This is a genomic window from Nocardiopsis sp. M1B1 (assembly GCF_052466615.1).
In genome coordinates, this window is the sequence record NZ_CP196194.1 from 673,930 (window position 1) to 698,487 (window position 24,558).

At 69.7% G+C, this 24,558-nt stretch carries 24 protein-coding genes; 16 read left to right on the forward strand and 8 right to left on the reverse strand.

Annotation, left to right across the window (positions count from 1 at the left end):
- The first annotated feature begins 91 nt into the window (after positions 1-91).
- Positions 92-538: an ATP-binding protein gene (locus ACSTA4_RS03070; protein ID WP_444962359.1), complete on the forward strand. Its 447-nt coding sequence runs from the start codon at positions 92-94 to the stop codon at positions 536-538.
- 11 nt (positions 539-549) lie between these two features.
- Complete coding sequence (locus ACSTA4_RS03075) at positions 550-933, forward strand: hypothetical protein (protein WP_444962360.1); 384 nt, start codon at positions 550-552, stop codon at positions 931-933.
- Positions 934-952: 19 nt separating this feature from the next.
- On the opposite strand, the gene ACSTA4_RS03080 is transcribed toward ACSTA4_RS03075, so the two are convergent.
- The 8 genes from ACSTA4_RS03080 to ACSTA4_RS03115 form a co-directional block, all read right to left on the reverse strand.
- Positions 953-1,420 carry a hypothetical protein gene (locus ACSTA4_RS03080; protein ID WP_013156031.1) on the reverse strand — a complete coding sequence of 156 codons (468 nt, stop codon included), beginning with the start codon at positions 1,418-1,420 and terminating at the stop codon, positions 953-955.
- 270 nt (positions 1,421-1,690) lie between these two features.
- The gene (locus ACSTA4_RS03085; RefSeq protein ID WP_013156032.1) at positions 1,691-2,584 is read right to left on the reverse strand and encodes an immunity 49 family protein; all 894 of its coding nucleotides are present in this window, start codon (positions 2,582-2,584) and stop codon (positions 1,691-1,693) included.
- Between the two features lie 146 nt (positions 2,585-2,730).
- Positions 2,731-2,988, reverse strand: coding sequence for an immunity protein YezG family protein (locus ACSTA4_RS03090; RefSeq protein ID WP_126625033.1), 258 nt, complete (start codon positions 2,986-2,988; stop codon positions 2,731-2,733).
- A gap of 257 nt (positions 2,989-3,245) precedes the next feature.
- Positions 3,246-4,127, reverse strand: a complete 882-nt coding sequence (locus tag ACSTA4_RS03095; protein WP_013156034.1) for an immunity 49 family protein — start codon at positions 4,125-4,127, stop codon at positions 3,246-3,248.
- A gap of 145 nt (positions 4,128-4,272) precedes the next feature.
- Positions 4,273-4,521, reverse strand: coding sequence for an immunity protein YezG family protein (locus tag ACSTA4_RS03100; RefSeq protein WP_232051626.1), 249 nt, complete (start codon positions 4,519-4,521; stop codon positions 4,273-4,275).
- A gap of 236 nt (positions 4,522-4,757) precedes the next feature.
- On the reverse strand, positions 4,758-7,805 hold the full coding sequence (locus ACSTA4_RS03105) for a hypothetical protein (RefSeq protein ID WP_444964083.1): 3,048 nt from the start codon (positions 7,803-7,805) through the stop codon (positions 4,758-4,760).
- Between the two features lie 141 nt (positions 7,806-7,946).
- Positions 7,947-8,318, reverse strand: a complete 372-nt coding sequence (locus ACSTA4_RS03110) for a DUF6507 family protein (RefSeq protein WP_444962361.1) — start codon at positions 8,316-8,318, stop codon at positions 7,947-7,949.
- A gap of 43 nt (positions 8,319-8,361) precedes the next feature.
- A complete protein-coding gene (locus ACSTA4_RS03115; protein WP_444962362.1) occupies positions 8,362-8,649 on the reverse strand; it encodes a hypothetical protein in 288 nt (95 codons plus the stop codon).
- Positions 8,650-8,849: 200 nt separating this feature from the next.
- On the opposite strand from ACSTA4_RS03115, the gene ACSTA4_RS03120 reads away from it, so the two are divergent.
- From ACSTA4_RS03120 to nuoL, 14 genes are all read left to right on the forward strand, one after another.
- Complete coding sequence (locus tag ACSTA4_RS03120) at positions 8,850-9,560, forward strand: demethylmenaquinone methyltransferase (protein ID WP_444962363.1); 711 nt, start codon at positions 8,850-8,852, stop codon at positions 9,558-9,560.
- A gap of 525 nt (positions 9,561-10,085) precedes the next feature.
- Complete coding sequence (locus tag ACSTA4_RS03125; RefSeq protein ID WP_248773376.1) at positions 10,086-11,390, forward strand: geranylgeranyl reductase family protein; 1,305 nt, start codon at positions 10,086-10,088, stop codon at positions 11,388-11,390.
- Positions 11,391-11,661: 271 nt separating this feature from the next.
- Positions 11,662-12,021 (forward strand): NADH-quinone oxidoreductase subunit A, encoded by a 360-nt coding sequence (locus ACSTA4_RS03130; protein WP_026114451.1) that lies wholly within the window; start codon positions 11,662-11,664, stop codon positions 12,019-12,021.
- Positions 12,022-12,178: 157 nt separating this feature from the next.
- Positions 12,179-12,724 (forward strand): NuoB/complex I 20 kDa subunit family protein, encoded by a 546-nt coding sequence (locus tag ACSTA4_RS03135; protein WP_013156042.1) that lies wholly within the window; start codon positions 12,179-12,181, stop codon positions 12,722-12,724.
- A 1-nt stretch (position 12,725) separates the two neighbouring features.
- Positions 12,726-13,466 carry an NADH-quinone oxidoreductase subunit C gene (locus ACSTA4_RS03140; protein WP_444962364.1) on the forward strand — a complete coding sequence of 247 codons (741 nt, stop codon included), beginning with the start codon at positions 12,726-12,728 and terminating at the stop codon, positions 13,464-13,466.
- A gap of 43 nt (positions 13,467-13,509) precedes the next feature.
- Entirely contained in the window at positions 13,510-14,805 is a 1,296-nt protein-coding gene (locus ACSTA4_RS03145; protein WP_416028466.1) for an NADH-quinone oxidoreductase subunit D, read from the forward strand.
- Positions 14,802-15,548 carry an NADH-quinone oxidoreductase subunit NuoE gene (gene nuoE / locus ACSTA4_RS03150; protein ID WP_444962365.1) on the forward strand — a complete coding sequence of 249 codons (747 nt, stop codon included), beginning with the start codon at positions 14,802-14,804 and terminating at the stop codon, positions 15,546-15,548. The genes ACSTA4_RS03145 and nuoE overlap by 4 nt, the downstream gene beginning before the upstream one ends.
- Complete coding sequence (gene nuoF, locus ACSTA4_RS03155) at positions 15,545-16,864, forward strand: NADH-quinone oxidoreductase subunit NuoF (RefSeq protein ID WP_248773380.1); 1,320 nt, start codon at positions 15,545-15,547, stop codon at positions 16,862-16,864. Before nuoE ends, nuoF begins: the two co-directional genes overlap by 4 nt.
- On the forward strand, positions 16,861-19,353 hold the full coding sequence (locus tag ACSTA4_RS03160; RefSeq protein ID WP_444962366.1) for an NADH-quinone oxidoreductase subunit G: 2,493 nt from the start codon (positions 16,861-16,863) through the stop codon (positions 19,351-19,353). Before nuoF ends, ACSTA4_RS03160 begins: the two co-directional genes overlap by 4 nt.
- Positions 19,350-20,723: an NADH-quinone oxidoreductase subunit NuoH gene (gene nuoH / locus ACSTA4_RS03165; RefSeq protein ID WP_416028470.1), complete on the forward strand. Its 1,374-nt coding sequence runs from the start codon at positions 19,350-19,352 to the stop codon at positions 20,721-20,723. The genes ACSTA4_RS03160 and nuoH overlap by 4 nt, the downstream gene beginning before the upstream one ends.
- Positions 20,716-21,273 carry an NADH-quinone oxidoreductase subunit NuoI gene (nuoI, locus tag ACSTA4_RS03170; RefSeq protein WP_013156049.1) on the forward strand — a complete coding sequence of 186 codons (558 nt, stop codon included), beginning with the start codon at positions 20,716-20,718 and terminating at the stop codon, positions 21,271-21,273. Before nuoH ends, nuoI begins: the two co-directional genes overlap by 8 nt.
- Entirely contained in the window at positions 21,270-22,313 is a 1,044-nt protein-coding gene (locus tag ACSTA4_RS03175) for an NADH-quinone oxidoreductase subunit J (RefSeq protein WP_444962367.1), read from the forward strand. The genes nuoI and ACSTA4_RS03175 overlap by 4 nt, the downstream gene beginning before the upstream one ends.
- Positions 22,301-22,600, forward strand: a complete 300-nt coding sequence (nuoK, locus tag ACSTA4_RS03180; RefSeq protein ID WP_013156051.1) for an NADH-quinone oxidoreductase subunit NuoK — start codon at positions 22,301-22,303, stop codon at positions 22,598-22,600. The genes ACSTA4_RS03175 and nuoK overlap by 13 nt, the downstream gene beginning before the upstream one ends.
- A 14-nt stretch (positions 22,601-22,614) precedes the next feature.
- A complete protein-coding gene (gene nuoL / locus ACSTA4_RS03185; protein WP_444964084.1) occupies positions 22,615-24,558 on the forward strand; it encodes an NADH-quinone oxidoreductase subunit L in 1,944 nt (647 codons plus the stop codon).

Here is a 24,558-nt window from a genome sequence, read left to right on the forward strand (position 1 = left end):
GCGGCGGGTCACCGACTCCGAAGCACGGGCGCCGATCGTGCTGGGTCGGATATCGCAGCATCACCCGAACCACGCGCTGAAACTGCCGGGGGTGCCCGACCAGGCGCGAGTGCTGCGCAGGCGTCTGGGCGCGGTGCTGCCGGACGCGCTCACGGACACGGCCCTGGCCCTGGCCAGCGAACTGTTCAACAACGCCCTCGCCCACTCGCGCAGCGGGGAGGCGGGCGGCGAGGTCACCGTGATCGTGAACCGGTTCCCCGGCCGGGTCCAGATCAAGGTCATCGACCAGGGCCCGCGCGACGCGCACGCCCCCTCGCCGCACCTGCGCCCGGTCGTGCCGGTCCGTGGGGGAGGGGCGGGCGGGTCGCGCGGTGCGGGTGGGACAGGCGGCGGTGCGGGGGAGGTCAGCGGCGGCGTGGGCGGGTGGGGCCTGCGCATGGTGGCCGCGGAATCCAGCCGGTGGGGAACCCTCCACGACGGGGGCCGCACCACGGTGTGGTTCGAGCTGGACCGGCCGCGCACGCGCCCGCTGAAGTGAGGGCGGCGGAGGTGGGCTGGAACCACGCCGACGACCTGGACCGGTACGAGACCGCGCGGGTGCTCGACCGGCGGTGCGGGCGGCTGTGGACGGTCATGTGGAGTCCGTCGATGCGGGTCTACACGGCCTTCTATCTGGGGCCGCAGGCCGTGCCGTGGCAGGCCGCGCCGTCCCCAGCCGGGCTGGTGGAGCGGTTGCGGGAAGTGGAGCGCGAGGTGGCGGGGGCCGTCGGCGGTTACTGGAGCTGCCCGGTCGCGGGGTGCGCGTGGTCCTCGATCCGCCCGATGCGCCACCCGTGCCCGCTGCCCGCCGACGGCAGCCGCACCGTCGGGGTCCCCCGGCCGCGCCCGCCGAGCGCGTTGGTACGCGGACACGGACACGGGACCGCGCACTGATGACCGGTCCCCGCGCCGGTTACTCCATCGCGCGGCCCTCGGCTTCTTCCCGGAGTTTCTCGCGGAGCCAGTCGGTCATGTACTCCTCGTCTCGCGGGAAGTAGACCAGGTCGTTGGTGAAGCCGAAGGCGGTGGGGAAGGTGATACCGGGGTCCTCGTCGTAGTTGTAGGTGACGTTGAACCTGCCGGGCGGGGTGATGACGTACTCGAAGGAGAACCAGGTGCCCTTGCCCTCCTGGTACATCCCCGCCCTGAGTTTGTCTCGTATGAGACTGATGTCAGCGGGAGGGAATTTTCGGCGACTGGTACCGTCCCCGAACTCGACGATGAGTTCGCTGCTTGCGTGCTCGATGACGGTCTGGACCCGGTAGGTCAGGCTCTTCCATCCTTCCGGTGCCTCGCTGAGGATACGGCTACCGATCTGGACGAGGATCTCCTGCTGCTCCTCCGGGCTGAGCCCGCCCTTCCTGGTATAGGGACCGAGCATCGGGTCTCGCTTTCGCGGTGGTCATGGCGTCTGTGCGTGAGGGTAACGGCGGGGTCGGACACCGGGTGCGCCATCACGCTCTCGCCACGCCGGGCGCCGGTGGCGAGGCCAGTACGTGATGGGACTGATACTGCCACTGGGCACTGCTTATGTGGAGTCCTCGCCAGTGCTGCACACCTTCTACGCGTGCCGTTCCGGTACGTTCTCCTCGGAGCGGGGGAGTGGTGCAGTTCCTGCCCTGACGGGGATCCCGGGTTCCGCCGTAGGTTCTTAGACGGGGAACTCGCCGTACCAGGATCGCTGTACGAGGTGCTTGGGCAGGTAACCGGACTCGACCTCCAGGCGGAAGTCCGGGTCGACCTGATCGGTGTCGTAGGCCAGGCAGGCCAGGGCGAGCAGGGGCAGGGACACGACCCCTTCAATGTCTCTGGTGCGTTCGGCGTCGGAGGTCTGGTAGGTGCGGAATAGCTCCAGGCCTTGGGCGAGGGCGTCGTTGAACTTCTCGGTGTCGCGCTCGACCAGGCGCAGGAAGGTGTTCATCGGGGGGAAGACGATCATCTCCATCAGCTCGGGTGAGCCGATGTCCACTCGGTCGGGGGCGGATAGTTCCATCGCGGCCAGGAGTTCCTCACCCAGGCCGGGGCGGTTGAGGACGAAGGCCTGGAGCGCGGAGATCCAGTGGTAGGTGAAGGGGTTGTACTGGGTTCCTTCGCTCTCCCCGGCCTCGCGCAGGCGGTCGACAGGGATCTCGCACAGTTGACGGTAGCGCTGCTGGTCGCGGCAGACGACGGCGAGGAAGAAAGCCGTGAGCCAGTTGCTGGCGTTGGTGCAGTAACGCGGCCCGGTGGCTTGGGGGTGTCGAACCTGGTGGTTGACCATGAGTTCGAGTTCGGTGCCCGGTGGGTTGGTGGTCATCGCGAACATGGCGTGGTGCATCTGCATCGCTGTGGTCCAGGCCTCCCAGGTGTCCACCTGAGCCGCATCAGGGTCCGAATGGACGCTGTACATCGCGTTCAGGTAGAGCGTGGTCAGGGAGAAGTAGATGGTGCTGGCGTCCTCGGTGTCCAACCGAGCCGACCAAGCTTCGCGATTGAGCTTGTTCAGCTCCCAAATCTCTTCCTCGGGCTCGCGGTTCAGGTCGTGCCGGGGCACATAAGTGTTCATGAAGCCTTCTCGGACAAGTCGAAAATCTGGTGACAGAGGCTCGCCGAACTGCTTACTCCGCCCGTAGCCGTTCATCGCCACGGGTATGAAACGGGGTTTCTTCGGCCGCGTCCCGCAGGACACGGCCGAAGCAAGAAACAGAATCTTTATTCCATTGCCCGGCCCTCGGCCTCTTCCTGGAGTTTCTCGCGGAGCCAGTCGGTCATGTAGTCCTCGTCGCGCGGGAAGTACTTGAGGTCGTTGGTGTAGCCGAAGGCGGTGGGGAAGGTGATGCCGGGGTCCTCGTCGTAGTTGTAGGTGACGTTGAACCTGCCGCGTGGAGTGATGACGTACTCGAAGGAGAACCAGGTGCCCTTGCCCTCCTGGTACATCCCCGCTCTGAGGTCGTCGATCATCATGCCCATGCCGGATGGAGGAGATTTCCGACAGGTCGTCCCGTCCCCGAACTCGACGATGATCAAGCCGGTCGAATGGTCGATAACCGCCTTTTCCGTGTAGACGATTCGTGTCCATCCTTCGGGGGCTTCATCGAGGATGCGTCCACCGATCTGCGTGAGGATCTTCTGCTGCTCTTCCGGTCCCAGATGTCCGTGCTGGAAATGGCTCATCGCTCGGTTGTCCTCCGTAGCCGGGGCGGTTCCTCGGATTCCGCCGTAGGTTCTTAGACGGGGAACTCGCCGTACCAGGATCGCTGTACGAGGTGTTTGGGCAGGTACTCCGACTCCACGTCGAGGGAGAAGTCGCCGCGTTGGGACTTGTCGTAAGCCAGGCAGGCCCACGCCAGCAGCCCGAGCGGAACGATGCCCTGGGCCCCGGGCGGGGCGTCCTCGCGGGTGTGGTAGCTCTTGAAGCCCTCCAGAGCGAAGACGAGCGTTTCGTTGAACTTGGTGGAGTCTCCCATCAGCAGACGGCGGAAGACCTCCATCTTCGGGAAGATCAGCAGATCAAGGGCTTCGCCGCCGAAGGCGCCACTGCGGGGAGAGGACAGTTCCATGGCCGACCGCAGTTCACGGACCAGGTCATCGGTGCCGTTGACGTAGGCCTGGAGGGCGGCGATCCAGTGGTAGCTGTACTCGTTGTACCGCACCTTTGCGCCCTCGGCCGCGCGGCGCAGGTGTTCCACGGGGACGCGGCACAGGGCGTCGGCGCGGGCGTTGTCGCGGCAGACGACCGCCAGGTAGAACGCCTTCTCCCACGTGGCAGGGTCGGCGCAGTGGAGCATCCCGGGCGCAGTGAGCGCACGGACCTCATGGTCGATCAGGTACGCGACCTGTGTCCCCTCCTCCGCCTCGGAGACGGCGAAGACAGCGCCGTGGAGCTGCATCGCCTTGGTCCACGCTTCCCAAGTCTCCACCGTCGCAGCTGTGGGCTCCAGCAGGAGAGAGAGCTCAGCGACTCGGTAGGCCGGTGTGAGAGACAGGTCAATGTTGGAGCAGTCCTGCTCCAAGTTCCGGATCTGCTGCGTGTTTCCCTCGATCTTGAGGTTGAGGAACTGCTGGTTGACACCGTGTTCGATGCAGTGTCGGGAGATATAGGTGGTCATGAGGCCTTCTCAGACAAGTCGAAGGTCCGGCGACAGTGCCTCCCCGAGCTCCTCCTTCCGCCCGTAGCAGTTCATCGCCACGGGTATAAAACGAGGTTCTTCGGCCGCGTCCCGCAGGACACGGCCGAAGCAAGAAACAGAATGTTTATTCCATTGCCCGACCCTCGGCCTCTTCCTGGAGTTTCTCGCGAAGCCAGTCGGTCATGTACTCCTCGTCGCGCGGGAAGTACTTGAGGTCGTTGGTGTAGCCGAAGGCGGTGGGGAAGGTGATGCCGGGGTCCTCGTCGTAGTTGTAGGTGACGTTGAACCTGCCGGGCGGGGTGATGACGTACTCGAAGGAGAACCAGGTGCCCTTGCCCTCCTGGTACATCCCCGCCCTGAGGTCGTCGATCATCAGACCCATGCCGCTCGGAACGGACTCCCTCTGACTGGTTCCGTCCTCGAATTCAACGACGAGGGTGCTCGTAGACTGTTCGATAACGGATTTCCTGGTGTAGACGATCTTTGCCCATCCGTCGGGGGCTTGGTCAAGGATCCGTGCCCCGATTTGCGTCAGGATATCCTGTTGCTCATCTGGGGTTAGATGGCCTCTTTGGAAGTGATGGTTGACCATGAGACTTAATTCCTTCCCTAGTCCACGAGGGGTGGTACGTTGTTGTACTCTCGGTTTTCCATTCTAACCCCGTTGAGGACCCATTCGACCTCAATCCTGCTCGGCGGTGGCAAGTGACGGTTTCCGGACTTGTCGTACACCGGTGGCAGGCTGGGGTCGTAGATGTTAGTGATCTTAACGTCGATCTTGGGGTTATTCGGATTCAGTGCGAGGGCGGCGTCCCAGCTCCCGTCATTGAATTTGGGGTTGGTGAATCCATGCCAGGAGCCCTTGTCGCGCATGATTCCACGCCAGGAGCGCTCGATGTTCCGGTAACTTCCCTCGATGCCGCCCCGTACTTCTTCGGGGATGTCATCCAGAGCGGTCTCGGTCCTGTTCTGGTTCACGTCGAACCGCATCGGGACCATGTTCAGGCGCTCGCCGATACCGAAGAACTCCGCGTATCCGACCAGGTGGCCGCCGTCCCACTGGATGTCCTGGTACTGGGGGACCTCACCCGCTTCCGGCGGACGGCCGTTCACCGTTTCGAAGTCATCGCGGATCTTCTTGTTCAGCTGTTCGTAGTAGTTCGAACCCTGGCTGTTGACCTTGGACTGTTCGCTTTCGTTGCGGACGTTCGGTTCCTTGTGCAGCGTTCCCTCGACGGAGACCGTCCGGCCATACTCGTCGGTCCTGTAGGTGTAGCCGTCCACGTTGAAGGTCATGTCCGACCGGGGGTTGAGGTACTCCGGATGTTCGGAGTTCCAACCCTTGGACTCGGTCCGGATCTCCCTGATGTTCCCGTCTGCGTCGGTGATGTAATCCGTGTGGAGGTCGCTGCCCGGTTCGTAGAGCCTGTACCTGCTGTTCGGCTCCAGAACGCGGTTGCTGACGTTGCCGTTGTCGTCCCTGATCTCGCCGAAGCGCAGGCCGTCCCTGGGGAGGAGTTCCCGGACCCTGGGGTCGGTGCTCTCCGGTCGCAGGTCGGGCTGGTTCCTGATCGGGGTGTTCTCCGGGCCGTCGTTCTGGCCGCCCCGGCCGCCGAGGATGTCGCCTCCGGCGCTGCCCGGCCGCGTGTCGCCGGGGCCCCGACCGTTGCCGCCCGTGCTGTGCGTGTTGCCACCGCCGTCGCCGGACCCGTCCAGGACGTCCGTGCCGCGATGCGAGTTCCCACCGGTGTCCAGCGTGTCACTGCCGTTGCCGCCGGTGCTGTTGCTGACCGTGGGCGTGCGGTCCCGCATCTGCGAGCCGTCGTCGCCGGTGTCCGCGTCGCGGTGGTCGTCCGGGAAGCGCTGGGGAGCGTCGCCGCCGGTGCCGGTGAGGTCCACCCGGTCGTACGACGGCGGGTTGGGGACGTCCTGGCTGCCCTCGAACGTGTCGTTGTTCCCGCCGCCGACGAGGGCGGGAACCCTCCCCGACTCCGGGCCGTCCGGGGACTGGTTGGCCTCCCACGCCGGGTAGTCCGAGGCGTGCGCGTTCATGTCGTTGAACACCGCCTCCAGGGACGGGTCCAGGCCCAGCTCCTCCAGGTCGGACTGCCCGGAACGGTTCGGCCGCGAGGAGCCGTTGTCGCCGCCCTCCTCGCCGAGGACCCTGCGCCCGAGGTCGCCCAGCTCGGCGGAGTCCGGGCGGGAGGTCAACAGCTCCAGGAGTTCCCGGCTGTCGTCGAGCTCACGCGTGGTCGGGTTCACGGCGGGCCGGGTGTCGGCCGGGCCGCCCTCCTCGTCGCCGTGCTGGTTGACGACGCGCTGGCTGTTGGAGCCCTCGGAGCCGTTCCCGTCGCCGCCGGAGCCGTTGCCGCCCGGGTTGTCCCCGCCGCCGAAGAAGCCCCCGCCGGTGAACCTGCTCAGCAGGTTCTGCATCTCCGACAGCCGTGAGGTGCTGAAGGCGCCCTCCCGGAACTGGCCCAGGTCGATCCTGAGATCCGCCAGGGAGACGTTGCCGAACCGGGGCAGGCTCAGGTTGATCCGGCTCATGTCCGGCACGTCCACGTCCGGGACGCTCGGCCCGTCCCCGCCCATCCGGTTGAGCATGGCCGATCCGCGCCAGGCCATCAGCGGCACGCCCACGACCGCGCCCACGCCGGTCGCGGTCAGGACGGCGCCGCCCACGGTCGCGCCGATGTTGAGCAGGGCGGTCCCGATGACGTAGCCGGGCCGCTCGCCCCACTCCTCCCAGGGCACCACCGCGTGCGCGGCGTCCTTCCAGGCGTTGCCGACGGTGTCCCAGCCCGACCAGCCCCAGCTGTCGTTCTCGGAGTCGTACATGCCCGCCAGCGAGGCCAGGGACTGGAGGTTGCCCTCGTGGTACTCCCACATGGCGTCGCCCCAGGACATCTCGAACCAGCCCTCGGAGCTGTACATCCCGGTGATGCCGCCGACGTCCTCCGCGATCCCCACGAAGAAGTCGCCCACCGCCGCACCCGCGTCCACCCACCAGCCGTGGTCGGTCTCCATGGGACCGCCCCATGCCATGGCGACGTCGCCGAGGTACCCGTCGTAGCCGTGCTCGAACTCGCCCGGCGCGGACTCCCCGTCGCCGTCGCCCGCGACGAAGTTGGTGCGGTCGGGGATGTCGGCGTTGATCGCGTTGGCGCAGGCCCGCTCGGCCTCCTCGTACTCCCGCCGCAGCGCGTCCGCGCGGTCGAGCAGCGCCTGGTGTTCCTCGACCTTGTCGCTCTCCCCGCCGAAGAACCCGGATATCCCGTCGGCCTTGCGCCAGTCGTCGTCGCCCTCGATGGAGTTGAGGAAGGTGTAGGAGTCGCTCTTGAGGGTGGTCCACTTGCCCTTGATGTCCCGGACGGCCTCGGCGAAGGTCTCCAGCGCGCTCGCGGCCTTGTCGAAGGAGGTCTCCACCTTGGCGCCGTCGGTCGCGACCGGGTCCACCACCGCGTACAGGGTCTCGGCCTCGGGCGCGGAGTAGCAGGAGGACAGTCCCGCCCAGGCGCTCTTGATGTCGCCGCCGATCCCGGCGACGTTGGCCCCCTCGCGGCGCAGGTCCCCCGCCTGTCGCTCCAGCGTGGCGGGACTGGCGGTGGGAACGGGGAAGGCCGCGGGGTTGATCAGGCCGCCCGTGGGCGTGCACATCTCGGTCACGGGGATGCCTCCGTCTGGGAGCTGAGGGAAGAACGCGTCGGGGGTCCTCGGGGCCGGGGGACCGGGGGAGGGGGGACGGGGAATCGGGGGAGGGGGTCGGGCGCGGCATCGCCCCGGCCGGGGCGGGGACCGCTACACGGGCCTGTAGGGGCCGTACTGCTGGGGCGGCTCGGGCTCGGGGACCACGCCCGCGTTCTCCTGCGCCTCGGCGGCCATGTCCAGGTTGCCGTTGAAGTAGTGCGTGGTGGCCTCGCTGGCCCCGGTCACGGCGCTCACGGTCAGCCCGGCCATGTCGCCCATGAGACCGAAGTTGTGCTCGGCGAACTCGCCCAGCGCGACGCTGACGGGCGTGCTGTCCGCCTCCTCGCTGACGGCCGTGATCAGGTTCTCGGCGGAGGTCATGGCGCCGACGAGGCCGTCGCCGCCGCCCTCCTCGCCGATGTATCCGGCGACGCTGGTCAGCACGGCGCCCACCTCGGCGGGCTGGATGTTCCATCCGGTCATGCGGACACTCTCCTCTCAGGGGCTCTCGGAGCTCGCGGGGGCTTCAGGAGTCGCCGGGGCGCGAGAAGGCACCCGCGCGGAAGTTGGCGGGCGGTGCCGCGTCCGCGGGCACGGACCCCTCCCGGCGCTGGACGGTCTGGATCTGCTCGTTGAGCATGCCCAGGGAGGCGTGCAGGGCGGCGAGGTCGTCCCGGAGCCGGGAGCGCATCCGCGCGGACGCCATGACGAGTCTGGGGTGGACGCCGCGGGCGGCGTCCCCACCGGCGTCCTCACCGGTGTTCTCGTCGAGGACGGCCTGCTCGTCGCTCGGCTCCACCAGGTCGAACTTCATGTACTCCCCCTCTCGGCCGGGCCGTGTCCGTTCCTTGTGACGTCCTCGGGCCCTCGGTGGTTCGGGAAACCTCGCGCACACCTTATTCTCGCGCGCGGACAGCCGGTCTGCCCAGGGGTTGTCCGCTTCGCGGCGGGGAGTCCGCTTCGTACGGGCCCGCGGGGTCGGGGCGCTCAGGCCGCCCCCTTAGTCTTGTGCCCATGACCCGCGCCAAACTCGACAAGAAGCCCCAGGACGTCGCGGCGATGTTCGACGGCATCGCCGACAGGTACGACCTCGTCAACGACGTCATCTCGCTGGGCCAGGACCGCATCTGGCGCAAGGCCGCGGTCAACGCGGTCGACGCCTACAGCGGCGAACTCGTCCTGGACCTGGCGGCGGGCACGGGCACCTCCTCGGAGTCCTTCGTCAGGAAGGGCGCCCGAGTGGTGGCCTGCGACTTCTCCCTCGGCATGCTCCGCGCAGGCGTGCGGCGGCGCGGGGGAGCCTCTCGGGGCGGCGTGACCTTCGTGGCGGGCGACGCCCTGCACCTGCCCTTCGCCGACGAGACCTTCGACGCGGTCACGATCTCCTTCGGCCTGCGCAACGTCAACGACGTGGACCAGGCGCTGCGCGAGCTGCGGCGGGTCACCAAGGTCGGCGGGCGGATGGTCATCTGCGAGTTCAGCCACATCCCGGTGGAGTTCGTGGACCGGCTCTACTCCACCTACCTCATGGGCGCCCTGCCCAAGATCGCGGGCGTGGTGTCCGGCAGCGGCGACTCCTACGACTACCTGTCCGAGTCGATCATGGCCTGGCCCAAGCAGCCCGAGCTGGCCCGCCGCCTCCAGGACGCGGGCTGGTCGCGGGTGGCCTGGCGCAACCTGTCGACGGGGATCGTCGCCCTGCACCGAGGCTTCCGCGACAAGTAGGACCTCCGGAACGGGGGCGCCGCGGCGGGCGTCCCCCGACCCCGCCGCCGACCCCCGCCGATCCGCCGCCCGGCCCGGCCACCGGCCCCGCCGCGGGCCGACACCGCGGGCCCCGCGCGGCCCCAGCACACCGGGCATAAAAATCTCGTAATCCCGAGGAGCACCCCGCTCCTCGGGATTTTCGTGTTGCCCGTGTGGCGCCTGAGACGGTGGTCACCATTCTGAACTGGGGCTCTCGCGGAGCGTGACGACGTTCGAGGCGTGTGAAGCCTTCTGGGGCCTATATCCCCTTTGATAGCAGGCCGTCTGAATACCCCCCTGGGACTCGCCTCCGACTCCGGGAGGGTCTAGACTGCCGAAAAGGGCTTGTGAAGTGCTTCACAAGTCTAGGAGGTATAGGACACATGCCTCTATGTCGGACATAACGGACTCCCCACAGCATCCATACAACTCCCCCCGTGAGCGGGTCCATCCCGCAGGCAGGCCCGCCACGGTGCATCCGCGCGAGCAGTCGAGGACCCACCCGTGAGCGAGACAGCCACCTCCTCTCCCCGAGGCCGGGAGCGGACCGAGTACGACGCCGACGTGATCGTGGTCGGCGCAGGTCCCTCCGGCTCCACCACCGCCTACTACCTTGCCCAGGCAGGACTGGACGTCCTGCTCCTGGAGAAGACCTCCTTCCCGAGGGAGAAGGTCTGCGGAGACGGACTCACCCCCCGCGCGGTGAAGCAGCTCACCGCCATGGGGGTCACCTTCGACGACCCGGGGTGGATCAAGAACCACGGCCTGCGCATCATCGGCGCGGGCGTCCGCCTGGAACTGCCCTGGCCCGACCTGGCCGCCTACCCGGGTTTCGGCCTCGTGCGCACGCGTTACGACTTCGACCAGATCGTGGTCAACCGCGCGGTGGCCGCCGGGGCCAAGCTCCTGGAGCGCACCACCGTCACCGGCCCCCTCATGGACGAGCGCAGCAACCGCATCGTCGGCGTCCGGGCCAAGAACGCCGACCGCGAGCCCGTCACCTTCCGGGCGCCGCTGGTCGTGGCCGCCGACGGCAACTCCTCCCGGCTGTCCGTGGCCATGGGCATCCGCAAGCGCGACGACCGCCCCATGGGCGTGGCCGTGCGCACCTACTTCGAGAGCCCCCGCCACGAGGACGACTACCTGGAGTCCTGGCTGGAGCTGTGGGACCGCAGCGGCGACAAGGACGTCCTCCTGCCCGGCTACGGCTGGGTCTTCGGCGTCGGCGACGGCACCAGCAACGTCGGCCTGGGCATCCTCAACTCCACCTCCTCCTTCCAGGACATGGACTACCGCAAGCTCCTGCGCCGCTGGACCGAGTCCATGCCCGAGGAGTGGGGCTTCACCGAGGACAACCAGAAGGGCGCCATCCGCGGCGCCGCGCTGCCCATGGGCTTCAACCGGGTGCCGCACTACTCCCGCGGCCTCATGCTCGTCGGCGACGCGGGCGGCATGGTCAACCCCTTCAACGGCGAGGGCATCGCCTACGCCATGGAGGCCGGGAACATCGCCGCCGACGTGATCGTGCAGGCGCACGGAAGACCCACCCAGCAGACCCGCGAGCGGGCCCTGCTGCGCTACCCGGACGTGCTCGCCGACACCTACGGCGGCTACTACACGCTCGGCCGCTACTTCGTGAAGGTCATCGGCCAGCCCGAGTTCATGAAGTACGCGACCAGGTACGGCCTGCGCCAGCGCACCCTCATGAAGTTCGTGCTGAAGATGCTGGCCAACCTCACCGAGCCCACGCAGGGAGACGCCATGGACAGGGTCATCAACGGCCTGTCCCGCATCGCCCCCGCGGCCTGACGGGCGGGTCCGGGCGTCCGCGCCCGGACCCGCCCGGACGGGGCGCCGCCCCGGGAGGACCGGAGCCGCGCCGGCGCCGCCAGCCGGGCGCCGGGGCCGCCGGAGCACGGGGCGCCGCCCCAGCCGCGACACACAACCCACCGGGCGGTCGAGCCCGGCTCCACAACAGGACACACGGGACGACCGGAGATGAGCCCGCACAAGTGAAAGCAATCACAAGCGCTCCCGGCACGCCGCGCGGGCGTGCCCAGCAGCCAGGAGGAGGGTGAGCGTGGAGCTGTACACACCGATCTTCGTGCTCGGCGGGATCGGCGCCGCGTTCGTCGTGGTGTCGATGGTCGCCGGTGCGGTCCTGGGGCCCAAGCGCTACAACCGCGCCAAGATGCAGGCCTACGAGTGCGGCATCGAGCCCACGCCGCAGCCCGCGGGCGGCGGCCGATTCACCGTCAAGTACTACATGACGGCCATGATGTTCATCGTCTTCGACATCGAGATCATCTTCCTCATCCCCTGGGCCGTGCACTTCGACGCCCTGGGCTGGTTCGGACTGGTCGCGATCGTCCTCTTCCTGGTGAACGTCTCCATCGCCTACGCCTACGAGTGGCGCCGGGGAGGCCTCGAATGGGACTGAACAGCGTTTCCCGGGCGCCCCAGTGGCGGGAACCCTCGGCACCTCCCGTGCCCGGCCCGTTCCTCGCCGGCGGCACGTCCGACCGCCTCCAGAACCCCGCCGGCGCCCGGACTTCTTCAGAGCACACCCAGCAGCCCAGCCCGGAGGAGGACGTCTGATGGGACTAGAGGAGAAACTGCCCAGCGGCATCATGCTCACGACCGTCGAGCAGGTCGTGGGCCTGGCCCGCAAGAGCTCCATGTGGCCCGCCACGTTCGGCCTGGCCTGCTGCGCCATCGAGATGATGTCCGTCGGCGGCCCGCACTACGACCTGGCGCGGTTCGGCATGGAGAAGTTCGGCGCCACCCCGCGCCAGGCCGACCTGATGATCGTCGCCGGTCGGGTGAGCCAGAAGATGGCCCCCGTCCTGCGCCAGATCTACGACCAGATGCCCGAGCCCAAGTGGGTCATCGCGATGGGCGTGTGCGCCTCCAGCGGCGGCATGTTCAACAACTACGCGATCGTCCAGGGCGTGGACCACGTCGTCCCCGTGGACATGTACCTGCCCGGCTGCCCGCCGCGGCCGGAGATGCTCCTGGACGCCGTGCTCAAGCTGCACGACAAGGTGCAGAACACCAAGCTCGGCGCCCACCGGGAGCAGGAGATCACCGAGAACGAGGAGCGGATGCTCCGCCGTTCGCTGCCGCTGGTGAGCAAGGACTGACATGAGCACCGAGAACGAACGCGAACGCGACGAGGAAGCGGCCAACCTCCCCGACAAGCTGGGCCGCGAGCGGTTGGCCGCTCCGGTCCGGCGCACCGGGATGTTCGGCGCCACGACCACCGGCGACACCTCCGGCTTCGGCCGCCTACAGGTGCGAGGGAGCGCTCCCGCGCGCAGCCAGCGCCCCTTCACCGACCCCGAGGACCCGCGCACCGCCGACTTCGACCGGGTGGCCGACGATCTGGAGGCCGCCCTGGGAGAGGACGCCGGAGCGGTCGAGCGGGTCGAGGCGGCCCGCGGCGAACTGACCTTCCACGTCCGCCGCGAGGCGCTGCCGAGGCTGGCCCGCCTGCTGCGCGACGAACCCGCCCTGCGCTACGAGCTGTGCACGGGCGTGACGGGCGTGCACTTCCCCGACGACGCCGGCCGGGAGCTGCACGCGGTCTACCACTTCCGGTCGATCACCCACAACAGCGAGATCCGCGTCGCCACCACCTGCCCCGACGCCGACCCGCACGTGCCCTCGATCGTGTCGGTCTACCCGACCAACGACTGGCACGAGCGCGAGGCCTGGGACTTCTTCGGGATCGTCTTCGACGGCCACCCGGCGCTGACCCGCATCCAGATGCCCGACGACTGGCACGGCCACCCCCAGCGCAAGGACTACCCGCTGGGCGGCATCCCGGTCGAGTACCGGGGAGCCACCGTGCCCCCGCCGGACGAGCGGAGGTCCTACAAGTGAGCCCCGCCAACCCCACGCACTCCGTCACAGAGGGAGGCCCGGCATGACCGTCACCGAGGACTACATCGACGCCTCCGGCGGGGACTGGGACGACGTCATCGAGAAGGCGCAGGCCACCAGCGCCGAACGCCTCGTCGTCAACATGGGGCCCCAGCACCCCTCCACGCACGGCGTCCTCCGGCTCATCCTCACTCTCGACGGCGAGACCTGCACCGAGGCGCGCGTCGGTATCGGCTACCTGCACACCGGTATCGAGAAGAACATGGAGTACCGGACGTGGACGCAGGGCACCACGTTCGTGACCCGCATGGACTACCTGACGCCGCTGTTCAACGAGGCGGCGTACTGCCTGGCGGTCGAGAAGCTGCTCGGCATCCAGGACCGCGTCCCCGAGCGGGCCAGCGTCATCCGCGTGATGATGATGGAGCTCAACCGGATGGCCTCGCACTTCGTGGCGATGGCGACCTTCGGCATGGAGCTGGGCGCGACCACGGTCATGACCAACGGCTTCCGTGAGCGCGAGATGATCCTGGACATCTTCGAGCTGGTCACCGGCCTGAGGATGAACCACGCCTACATCCGCCCCGGCGGCGTGGCCCAGGACCTGCCGCCCGGCGCGGCCGGCAAGGTCCGCGAGCTGCTCAAGGAGATGCCCAAGCGCATCGCCATCATGCGCAAGCTCCTGGACGAGAACCCCGTCTACCTCGCCCGCACCCAGGACGTGGCCCACCTCAACCTGCCCGGCTGCATGGCGCTCGGCGTCACCGGCCCGCTGCTGCGGGCCTCCGGCCTGGCCTGGGACCTGCGCAAGGCCAAGCCCTACTGCGGCTACGAGGACTACGAGTTCGACGTCCCCGTCTCCGACGGCGGCGACGTCTACGCCCGCTACCGGGTGCGCATGGCCGAGATGGAGGAGAGCCTGAAGATCATCGAGCAGTGCCTGGACAAGCTCCAGCCCGGCCCGGTGATGATCCAGGACGCCAAGATCGGCTGGCCCGCCAAGCTGGCGCTGGGGCCCGACGGCCTGGGCAACTCGCCCGACCACATCGCGCACATCATGAGCGGCTCCATGGAGGCGCTCATCCACCACTTCAAGCTGGTCACCGAGGGCTTCCGGGTCCCCGCGGGCCAGGCCTACGCGGCCGTTGAGAGCGCCAAGGGCGAACTCGGATGCTACGCGGTCAGCGACGGGAGCACCCGCCCCCACCGCGTGCACTTCCGCGACCCCTCGTTCACCCACCTGCAGGCCGTCGCGGCCATGTGCGAGGGGGGAACGGTGGCGGACGTCATCGCGGCCGTGGCCAGTATCGACCCCGTGATGGGAGGCGTGGACCGGTGAGCGAGCACGAGACCACCGAGACCGCGGCGACGGCCGAGCCCCGCGAGGCCTTCGCCGCCGAGGTCACCGCTCGGCTGGAGCCCGAGGCCAAGGAGATCATCGGCCGCTACCCGCGGCCGCGTTCGGCGCTGCTGCCGCTGCTGCACCTGGTGCAGGCCGAGGAGGGGCACGTCAGCAAGGCCGGGATGCGCTTCTGCGCCGACCAGCTCGGCATCACCCTCGCCGAGGTCAACGCGGTCGCCACGTTCTACACCATGTACCGCCGCCGCCCCGGCGGCGACTACCAGGTGGGCGTGTGCACCAACACCCTGTGCGCGGTGATGGGCGGCGACGAGATCTTCCAGACCCTCAAGGACCACCTGGGGGTCGGCAACAACGAGACCACCGAGGACGGCAAGGTCACGCTGGAGCACGTCGAGTGCAACGCGGCCTGCGACTTCGCGCCGGTCGTGATGGTCAACTGGGAGTTCTTCGACAACCAGACCCCCGACACGGCCAAGCGGCTCGTGGACGACCTGCGCCTGGGCCGGGACGTCGCGCCCACGCGCGGCCCCGCCAGCCTGTGCACCTGGAAGCAGGCCTCCCGGGTGCTGGCCGGGTTCGAGGACGGCCGCGCGGGCGAGGGCGTCCAGGCCGCCGCCCCCTCCCTGGCCGGGCTGAAGCTGGCCAGGGAGCGCGGCTGGACCGCTCCGGACCCCGACAACCTTCCGCCCCGCGAACAGGGTGAGGAGGACGCCAAGTGACCACCCTGACCCCGATCCTGTCGCGCGACTGGGACCGCCCCGACTCCTTCACCCTGGAGGGCTACCGGGCCACCGGCGGCTACGGCGCACTGCGCAAGGCGCTGGCCATGGAGCCCGACGCCATCGTGGACCTGGTCAAGAAGTCCGGCCTGCGCGGCCGCGGCGGCGCCGGGTTCCCCACCGGGATGAAGTGGGGCTTCCTGCCCGCGGACAACCCCAACCCGCGCTACCTCGTCGTCAACGCCGACGAGTCAGAGCCGGGCACCTGCAAGGACATCCCACTCATGCTCGCCAACCCGCACGTGCTGGTGGAGGGGGTGGCGATCGCCGCGTACGCGATCAAGTCCAGCCAGGCCTTCATCTACGTGCGCGGCGAGGTCCTGCACGTCATCCGGCGCCTGCGCCGGGCCGTCGCCGAGGCCTACGAGGCCGGACTGCTCGGCAGGGACGTCCTGGGCACCGGCTTCGACCTCGACGTCGTCGTCCACGCCGGGGCGGGCGCCTACATCTGCGGCGAGGAGACCGCGCTGCTGGACTCCCTGGAGGGCTACCGGGGCCAGCCCCGGCTCAAGCCGCCCTTCCCCGCGGTCGCCGGGCTCTACGCCTCGCCGACCGTGGTCAACAACGTCGAGTCCATCGCCAGCGTGCCGAGCATCGTGGCCAACGGCGCCGACTGGTTCACGTCCATGGGCACCGAGAAGTCCGCCGGGTTCGGCTTCTTCTCCCTGTCCGGGCACGTGGCCAACCCGGGCCAGTACGAGGCCCCGCTGGGCGTGACCCTGCGCGAGCTGCTCGACATGTCGGGCGGGATGCGGCCCGGGCGCCGGCTCAAGTTCTGGACGCCCGGCGGCTCCTCCACGCCGATCTTCACCGAGGAGCACCTGGACACCCCGCTCGACTTCGAGTCGGTGGGCGCCGCCGGGTCCATGCTCGGCACCCGCGCCCTCCAGATCTTCGACGAGACGACCTGCGTGGTGAAGGCCGTCGGCCGCTGGATCGCCTTCTACGCGCACGAGTCCTGCGGCAAGTGCACGCCCTGCCGCGAGGGCAACTTCTGGATGGTCCAGGTCCTGGACCGGCTGGAGAACGGGCAGGGCACCGAGGCCGACCTCGACAAGCTCCTGGATATCTGCGACAACCTGCTCGGCCGCTCCTTCTGCGCCCTCGGGGACGGCGCGACCAGCCCGGTGACCTCCTCGATCAAGCACTTCCGCCAGGAGTACATCGACCACGTGGAACAGGGCGGCTGCCCCTTCGACCACTCCCGGGCCACCCTCTGGGGCGACCGGCCGACCACGACGGGAGGACAGCAGTGACCGTCACCTCCAACTCCTCCGGCGGAGCCGCGCCCGCACCGCCGCCCGAGGACCTCGTCACCGTCACCATCGACGGGTTCCAGGTCCAGGTGCCCAAGGGGACCCTGCTGATCCGGGCCGCCGAACTCCTCGGCATCCAGATCCCGAGGTTCTGCGACCACCCGCTGCTGGACCCGGTCGGGGCCTGCCGCCAGTGCCTGGTCGAGATCCCCGACATGGGCAACGGGCGCGGCATGCCCAAGCCGCAGGCCTCCTGCACCATCACCGTCATGGAGGGGATGGTGGTCAACACCCACCTGACCTCCCCGGTGGCGGAGAAGGCCCAGCGCGGGATCATGGAGTTCCTGCTCATCAACCACCCGCTGGACTGCCCGGTCTGCGACAAGGGCGGCGAGTGCCCCCTCCAGAACCAGGCCATGTCCACCGGGCAGGGCGAGACCCGATTCGTCGACGTCAAGCGGACCTTCCCCAAGCCGATCGCGCTGTCCACCGAGGTGCTGCTGGACCGGGAGCGCTGCGTGCAGTGCGCCCGCTGCACCCGCTTCGCCGCGCAGATCGCGGGCGACCCGCTCATCGAGCTGATGGAGCGCGGCGCCGACGAGCAGGTCGGCATCGCCGAGGGCGAGCCCTTCCAGTCCTACTTCTCCGGCAACACCGTGCAGATCTGCCCGGTCGGCGCGCTCACCGGCTCCGCCTACCGGTTCCGGTCGCGCCCCTTCGACCTGGTGTCCACGCCCAGCGTGTGCGAGCATTGCGCCGACGGGTGCGCCCAGCGCACCGACCACCGGCGCGGCAAGGTCATGCGCCGCCTGGCCGGGGATGACCCGCAGGTCAACGAGGAGTGGAACTGCGACAAGGGCCGGTGGGCGTTCAGCTACACCACCCAGTCCGACCGCCTGTCGCGCCCGCTGGTGCGCGACGGGGAGTCCCGGGCCCTGGAGTTCGCCTCCTGGTCCGAGGCCATCGGCGTCGCCGCCCAGGGCCTGGCCGCCGCGCGCGGCCGGGTCGGCGTGCTCACCGGGGGCCGCCTCACCTACGAGGACGCCTACGCCTACGCCAAGTTCGCCCGCGTGGCCCTGCGCACCAACGACGTGGACGCCCGCGCCCGCGCGCACTCGCCCGAGGAGGCCGACTTCCTGGCCGCCCACGTGGCCGGGTCCCCGGTCGGGGTGGACTTCACCGCCCTGGAGAAGGCGCCCGCGGTCCTGCTGGCCGGATTCGAGCCCGAGGACGAGTCGCCCCTGGTCTTCCTGCGGCTGCGCAAGGGCGTGCGCAAGCGCGGCCTCAAGGTCTACTCGGTCGGCTCCCACGCCAGCCTGGGCCTGACCAAGACCCACGGGACCCTGGTCCGGGCCGTCCCCGGCGACGAGGCCCGCGTCCTCAACGCCCTGGACGCCGACGACCCCGAGGTCGTCGCCGCCCTGAACCAGGAGGGCGCGGTCATCATGGCGGGCGAGCGCCTGGCCGCCGTGCCCGGCGCCCTGACCGCCGCCGCGGCCCTGGCCGAGCGGACCGGCGCCCGCCTGGTGTGGGTGCCGCGCCGCGCCGGGGAGCGCGGGGCCGTGGACGCCGGGGCGCTGCCGGGCCTGCTGCCCGGAGGCCGACCGGTCGCCGACCCCTCCGCCCGCGCCGAGGTCGCCCAGGTCTGGAACGTGGGCTCCCTGCCCGAGACCCCCGGCCGCGACACCGCCGCCATCCTCGCGGCGGCCGCCGCCGGTGAGCTGGACGCCCTGGTCGTCGCCGGGGTGGAGCTGGACGACCTGCCCGACCCCGACGCCGCCCGCGCGGCCCTGGCCCGGGTGCCGTTCGTCGTCAGCCTCGAACTGCGCGCCAGCGACGTCACCGACCGCGCCGACGTGGTGCTGCCGGTGGCCGCCGTCGCGGAGAAGTCCGGCACCTTCGTCAACTGGGAGGGCCGCCACCGGCCCTTCGGGGACGCGCTCAGGGTGCCCGGCGCGCTGTCGGACCTACGGGTGCTCTCCGCGATCGCCGACCAGATGGACGTGCACCTGGGCCTGCCCGACGCCGCGTCCGCCTACGGCGAGCTGATGGAGCTGGGCCTGTGGACCGGCGAGCGCGCGGACGGACCCCGCGTGCGGCCCGTCGAGGTCGTGCGGCCCGAACCCGGCCAGGCCCTGCTGTCCACCTGGCGGCAGCTCCTCGGCACCGGCCGCATGGAGGACGGCGAGCCCTACCTCGCCGGGACCGCCCGGCAGGCGCGCGCCCACGTCTCCCCGGCCACGGCCCAGGAGATCGGCGTCCCCGACGGCGGAACCCTGCACGTCACCGGCGCCCGCGGAACGGTGACCGTGCCGGTCATCGTCACCGACATCGCCGACCGCGTCGTCTGGCTCCCGGCCAACGCCGACGGTTGCGACGTGCCCCGCGACCTGGGCGGAGGCGCCGGGCAGACCGTCCTGCTGTCCGCGTCCACCACCACCGGAGCCGGTAGCAACGGGTCCGCCAGCACCCACGGGAGGCAGCAGTGACCCCCGCCGCTCTCGGCCAGGGCGTGACCGCCCACCTGGCCTCCGAGGAGACGCTGAGCGCCTTCGGCGGCGACCCCTGGTGGATCACCACCATCAAGGCGCTGGCGATCTTCGTCTTCCTCATGCTCTGCGTGCTGATGATGATCATGGCCGACCGCAAGGTCATGGGCCGGATGCAGCAGCGCCACGGACCCAACCGGATGGGCCCCTTCGGCCTGCTCCAGTCGCTCTTCGACGGCATCAAGCTCTCCCTGAAGGAGGACCTGATCCCGCGCGGGGTGGACCGGTTCGTCTACATCGCCGCGCCGATGATCGCGGCCGTGCCCGCCTTCATCGCCTTCTCGGTCATCCCGATCGGGCCGGAGGTGAACCTGTTCGGGGTCATCACCCCGCTCCAGCTCACCGACCTGCCCGTCGCGGCCCTGGTGGTCCTGGCCACCGCCGCGCTGGGGGTCTACGGGTTCGTGCTCGGCGGCTGGGCCTCCCAGTCGCCCTACGCCCTGCTCGGCGGCCTGCGCGCCTCCGCGCAGGTGATCAGCTACGAGATCGCGATGGGCCTGTCCTTCGTCGCGGTCTTCATCATGTCCGGGACCCTGACCACCTCGGGGATCGTCGAGTCCCAGCGCGGACTGTGGTTCGCCGTGCTGCTCCTGCCCTCCTTCCTCATCTACCTGGTGACGATGGTCGGCGAGACCAACCGGCTGCCCTTCGACCTCGCCGAGGGCGAGGGCGAGATCGTCGGCGGCTTCATGACCGAGTACGGGTCCATGAAGTTCACGATGTTCTTCCTCGCGGAGTACGTGAACATGTGCACGGTCGCCGCCGTGTCCGTCACGCTCTTCCTCGGCGGCTGGCTCGCCCCGCCCGGGATCGCGGCGATCCTGCCGGGCGCCAACGAGGGCTGGTGGCCCGCCCTGTGGTGGCTGCTCAAGTTCGTCTGCGTGATGTTCCTGTTCATCTGGGCGCGCGGCAGCCTGCCCCGGGTGCGCTACGACCAGCTCATGAAGCTGGGCTGGAAGGTGCTCATCCCGATCCAGCTGGTCTGGATCACCGCCGTCGCCGTCGTGCGGATGCTCGTCCTGGACGGCGCCTCCCCGCTGGTCGTCGGCGTGGTGATCGCCGGCTTCACCGCCGCGACCGTGGCCGCCTTCGCCGCCTGGCTGCGCCACGTGCGCCGCGAGCGCGCCGAGGAGGCCCGCCAGCGCGCGGAGAACGCCCGACGGGCGCACCGGGAGCCCGCCTTCGGCGGCTTCCCGGTTCCGCCGAGCGCCGCACCGCACTACGGCAGCAGCGTGCTCGCCGAACCGCCGCGGACGGCCCCGGCCGCCGCCGACCGCAACAAGAAGGGTGAGGAGGTTACCGGTGCTTGAGTGGCTCAACCCCGTCAAGGGTTTCGGTGTCACCTTCCACACGATGTTCAAGAAGGTGCCGACCGTCGAGTACCCGGAGGTCAAGCGCCCCACGGCGCCGCGCTTCCACGGACGGCACCAGCTGAACAGGTGGGCCGACGGCCTGGAGAAGTGCATCGGGTGCGAACTGTGCGCCTGGGCCTGTCCGGCCGACGCCATCTACGTGGAGGCCGGTGACAACACCGACGACGACAGGTACTCGCCCGGCGAGCGCTACGGCCGGGTCTACCAGATCAACTACCTGCGGTGCATCCTGTGCGGGCTGTGCGTGGAGGCCTGCCCCACGCGCGCCCTGACGATGACCAACGAGTACGAGCTGGCCGACGACAGCAGGCAGAGCCTGATCTGGACCAAGGAGCAGCTGCTGGCCCCGCTGCGCGAGGGCATGGAGCAGCCGCCCCACCCCATGCGCCTGGGCGAGACGGAGCAGGACTACTACGCCACCGGGCGCGGCCAGCACGGCTCGCAGGACGGGCACGAGGCGCCCGAGACTCCGGAGGCGGTCCGTTGAACCCGCTCACCAATCCTCCTGTGCCGCTCGGCCAGCCGCTGTACCTGGCCGCGCCGATCGGCGGCGGCGAGGCGACCGCGTTCTGGATACTGGGCGCCGTGGTCCTCCTCGGCGCCCTGGGCGTGGTCTTCTCCCGCAAGGCCGTGCACTCGGCGATGTCCATGGCGCTGACCATGGTCGGCCTGGCGATCTTCTACGGCATCAACGCGGCGCCCTTCCTCATGGTCGTGCAGATCGTCGTCTACACCGGCGCCGTCCTCATGCTGTTCCTGTTCGTGCTGATGCTCATCGGCGTCAGCTCGGCCGACTCCCTGGTGGAGACGCTCAGCGGACAGCGCCTCATGACGGCCGTCGTCGCCCTGTGCTTCGTCGGCGCCCTGGCCACGGGCATCACCCGCATCGCCGTGGGCGACCCGGTCGGCCTCACCGAGGGCGCCGCGGCGGCAGGGGGCACCATCCCGTGGATCGCGGGCGAGCTGCTCCTGCGCTACGTGATCGCCTTCGAGGCCACCGGCGCGCTGCTCATCACCGCCGTCCTGGGTGCGATGGTCCTGGCGCACACCGCCCGCACCAAGAAGCGCCGCACCCAGCGGGAGATCGCCGAGGACCGCATCCGCGGCGACCACCCGACCCCGCTGCCGGGACCGGGCACCTACGCCCGGCACAACGCGATCGACATGCCCGCGCTGCTGCCGGACGGCACGGTCTCCCAGCTCTCGCTCAACCCCGTCCTGGCCGCCCGCGCCCCCGAGTACCAGTCCCGGGTGCCCGAGACCGTGCGCGCCGGCCAGGCCCCGCTGCCCGGCGGGGCCTCGGACTCGGCCGACTCCAAGACGGCCGAGCCGGTCGCCGACGACCGGGCCCGGCCCGCCGCGCAGGCGCCCGGGAACCGGGTGGGGAACGGAACGCGGGTCGCGGCCGAGGACGACGCCGACGAGGGCGGCGGCGGGGCGGCGGGCCCCGACGGCTCCGACGACGCGGACGGGCCGCGCAACGGCAACGGCAACGGGCAGGAGGTCGAGTCCTCGTGGACCCGATGAACTACATCGTCCTCGCGGCGCTGCTGTTCACCATCGGCGCCGTCGGCGTCCTGGTCCGGCGCAACGCGATCATCGTCTTCATGTGCGTGGAGCTGATGCTCAACGCCTGCAACCTGGCGTTCGTCGCGTTCGCCCGGATGCACGGGGACATCGAGGGGCAGGTCATCGCCTTCTTCGTGATGGTCGTCGCCGCCGCCGAGGTGGTCGTGGGCCTCGCGATCATCATGCAGATCTTCCGAACCCGCAGGTCGGCGTCGCTGGATGACGCCAACCTGCTCAAGCACTAGAAGGCGACGTGGCTGTGACATCTCACGCGTACCTCGCCGCCGAACCCGTGGTGGCGACCGCGGCCGACAGCGCGGTGCTGTCGGGCGCATGGCTGCTCATCGCCCTGCCCCTCGCGGGCGCGGCGATCCTGCTGCTCGGCGGCAGGCGCACCGACAAGTGGGGGCACTGGCTGGCCACGGCCCTGCCGGTCGCCTCCTTCGCCTGGGCGCTGCTCGTCCTGTTCGACCTGCTCGGCCGGGCGGCCGACGCCCGCAGCGTCTCCGTCCCCGTCTACGAGTGGTTCTCCGTCGGAGAGTTCTCCGCCGGGGTGGACCTGCTCGTCGACCCCCTCTCGATCAGCTTCGTCCTGCTGATCACCTTCGTGGGGTCGCTCATCCACATCTACTCCATCGGCTACATGGCCGAGGACCCGGGCAGGCGGCGCTTCTTCGCCTACCTCAACCTGTTCGTGGCCGCCATGCTCGTGCTGGTGCTCGCGGACAACTTCGTGCTGCTCTTCCTCGGTTGGGAGGGCGTGGGCCTGGCGTCCTACCTGCTCATCGGGTTCTGGCAGTACAAGCCCTCCGCCGCGGTGGCCGCCAAGAAGGCGTTCATCATCAACCGCGTCGGCGACATGGGCCTGCTCATCGCGATCATGATCATGTTCGCGGTGCTGGGCGCGGTCAGCTTCAGCGACGTGTTCGCCGCCGTTCCCGGCGCGAGCGACGGCGTGCTGCTCGCGGTCGGGCTGCTGCTGCTCCTGGGCGCCTGCGGCAAGTCCGCGCAGCTACCGCTCCAGGCGTGGCTGCTCGACGCCATGGAGGGCCCGACCCCGGTGTCCGCGCTCATCCACGCGGCCACCATGGTCACCGCGGGCGTGTACCTCATCGTGCGCGCCGGACCCATCTTCGAGGGCGCCCCGGTCGCCCAGACCGTGGTCACCGTCGTGGGCGCCGCCACCATGCTGGCGGGCGGGATCATCGCCTCGGCCAAGGACGACATCAAGAAGTCCCTGGCCGGGTCCACGATGAGCCAGATCGGCATGATGGTCCTGGCCGCCGGGCTCGGCCCGGTCGGCTACGTGGCCGCCATCGCCCACCTGGTCACGCACGGCTTCTTCAAGGCCGGGCTGTTCCTGGGCGCCGGATCGGTCATGCACGCCATGAACGACGGCGTGGACATGCGCCGCTACGGCGGCCTGGCCCGGGTCATGCCGGTCACCTTCGTCACCTTCGGCCTCGGCTACCTGGCCATCATCGGCTTCCCGCTGCTGTCGGGCTGGTGGACCAAGGAGAGCATCATCTCCGCGGCCTTCGGCGTGGGCGGCACCCAGGGCATGGTGCTCGGGACCGCCGTCATCGTCGGCGCGGGGCTCACCGCCTTCTACATGTCGCGGATGGTCTTCATGACCTTCCTCGGCAAGAAGCGGTGGGACGAGGGCGTGCACCCGCACGAGTCGCCGGTCAGCATGACCGCCCCCATGGTGGTGCTCGCCGTCGGGTCGGTCGCGCTGGGCGCCTTCCTCACGCTCGGCGACCGGTTCGCGGGCTTCCTGACCCCGGCCACCGGGGCCCACCCGCACCACTTCGACGTCGTGCACGCGTTCACCGCGCCCTACGGACTGGCCGCCCTGGGCGTCATGGTCCTGGGCGTGGCCGCCGCCTGGGCGGTCTACCTGCGCAAGCCCGTGGAGCGCACCGCGCCCCGGGGCAACCCCGTCACCGTCGCCGCCAGCCGCGAGCTGTACGGCAACGAGATCAACGAGGGCCTGCTCATGCGGCCCGGCCAGCAGCTCACCCGGGCCCTGCTCGTCATCGAGGACAAGGTCATCGACGGGGCGGTCAACGGGCTCGGCGCCGGGGTGCGCGACTCCTCCAGCGGGCTCGGCCGGGTCCAGACCGGGTTCGCCCGCACGTACGCGCTCACCATGCTCTTCGGCGCCGTCATCGTCGCCGCGACGCTGGCTGTGAGGTTCTGA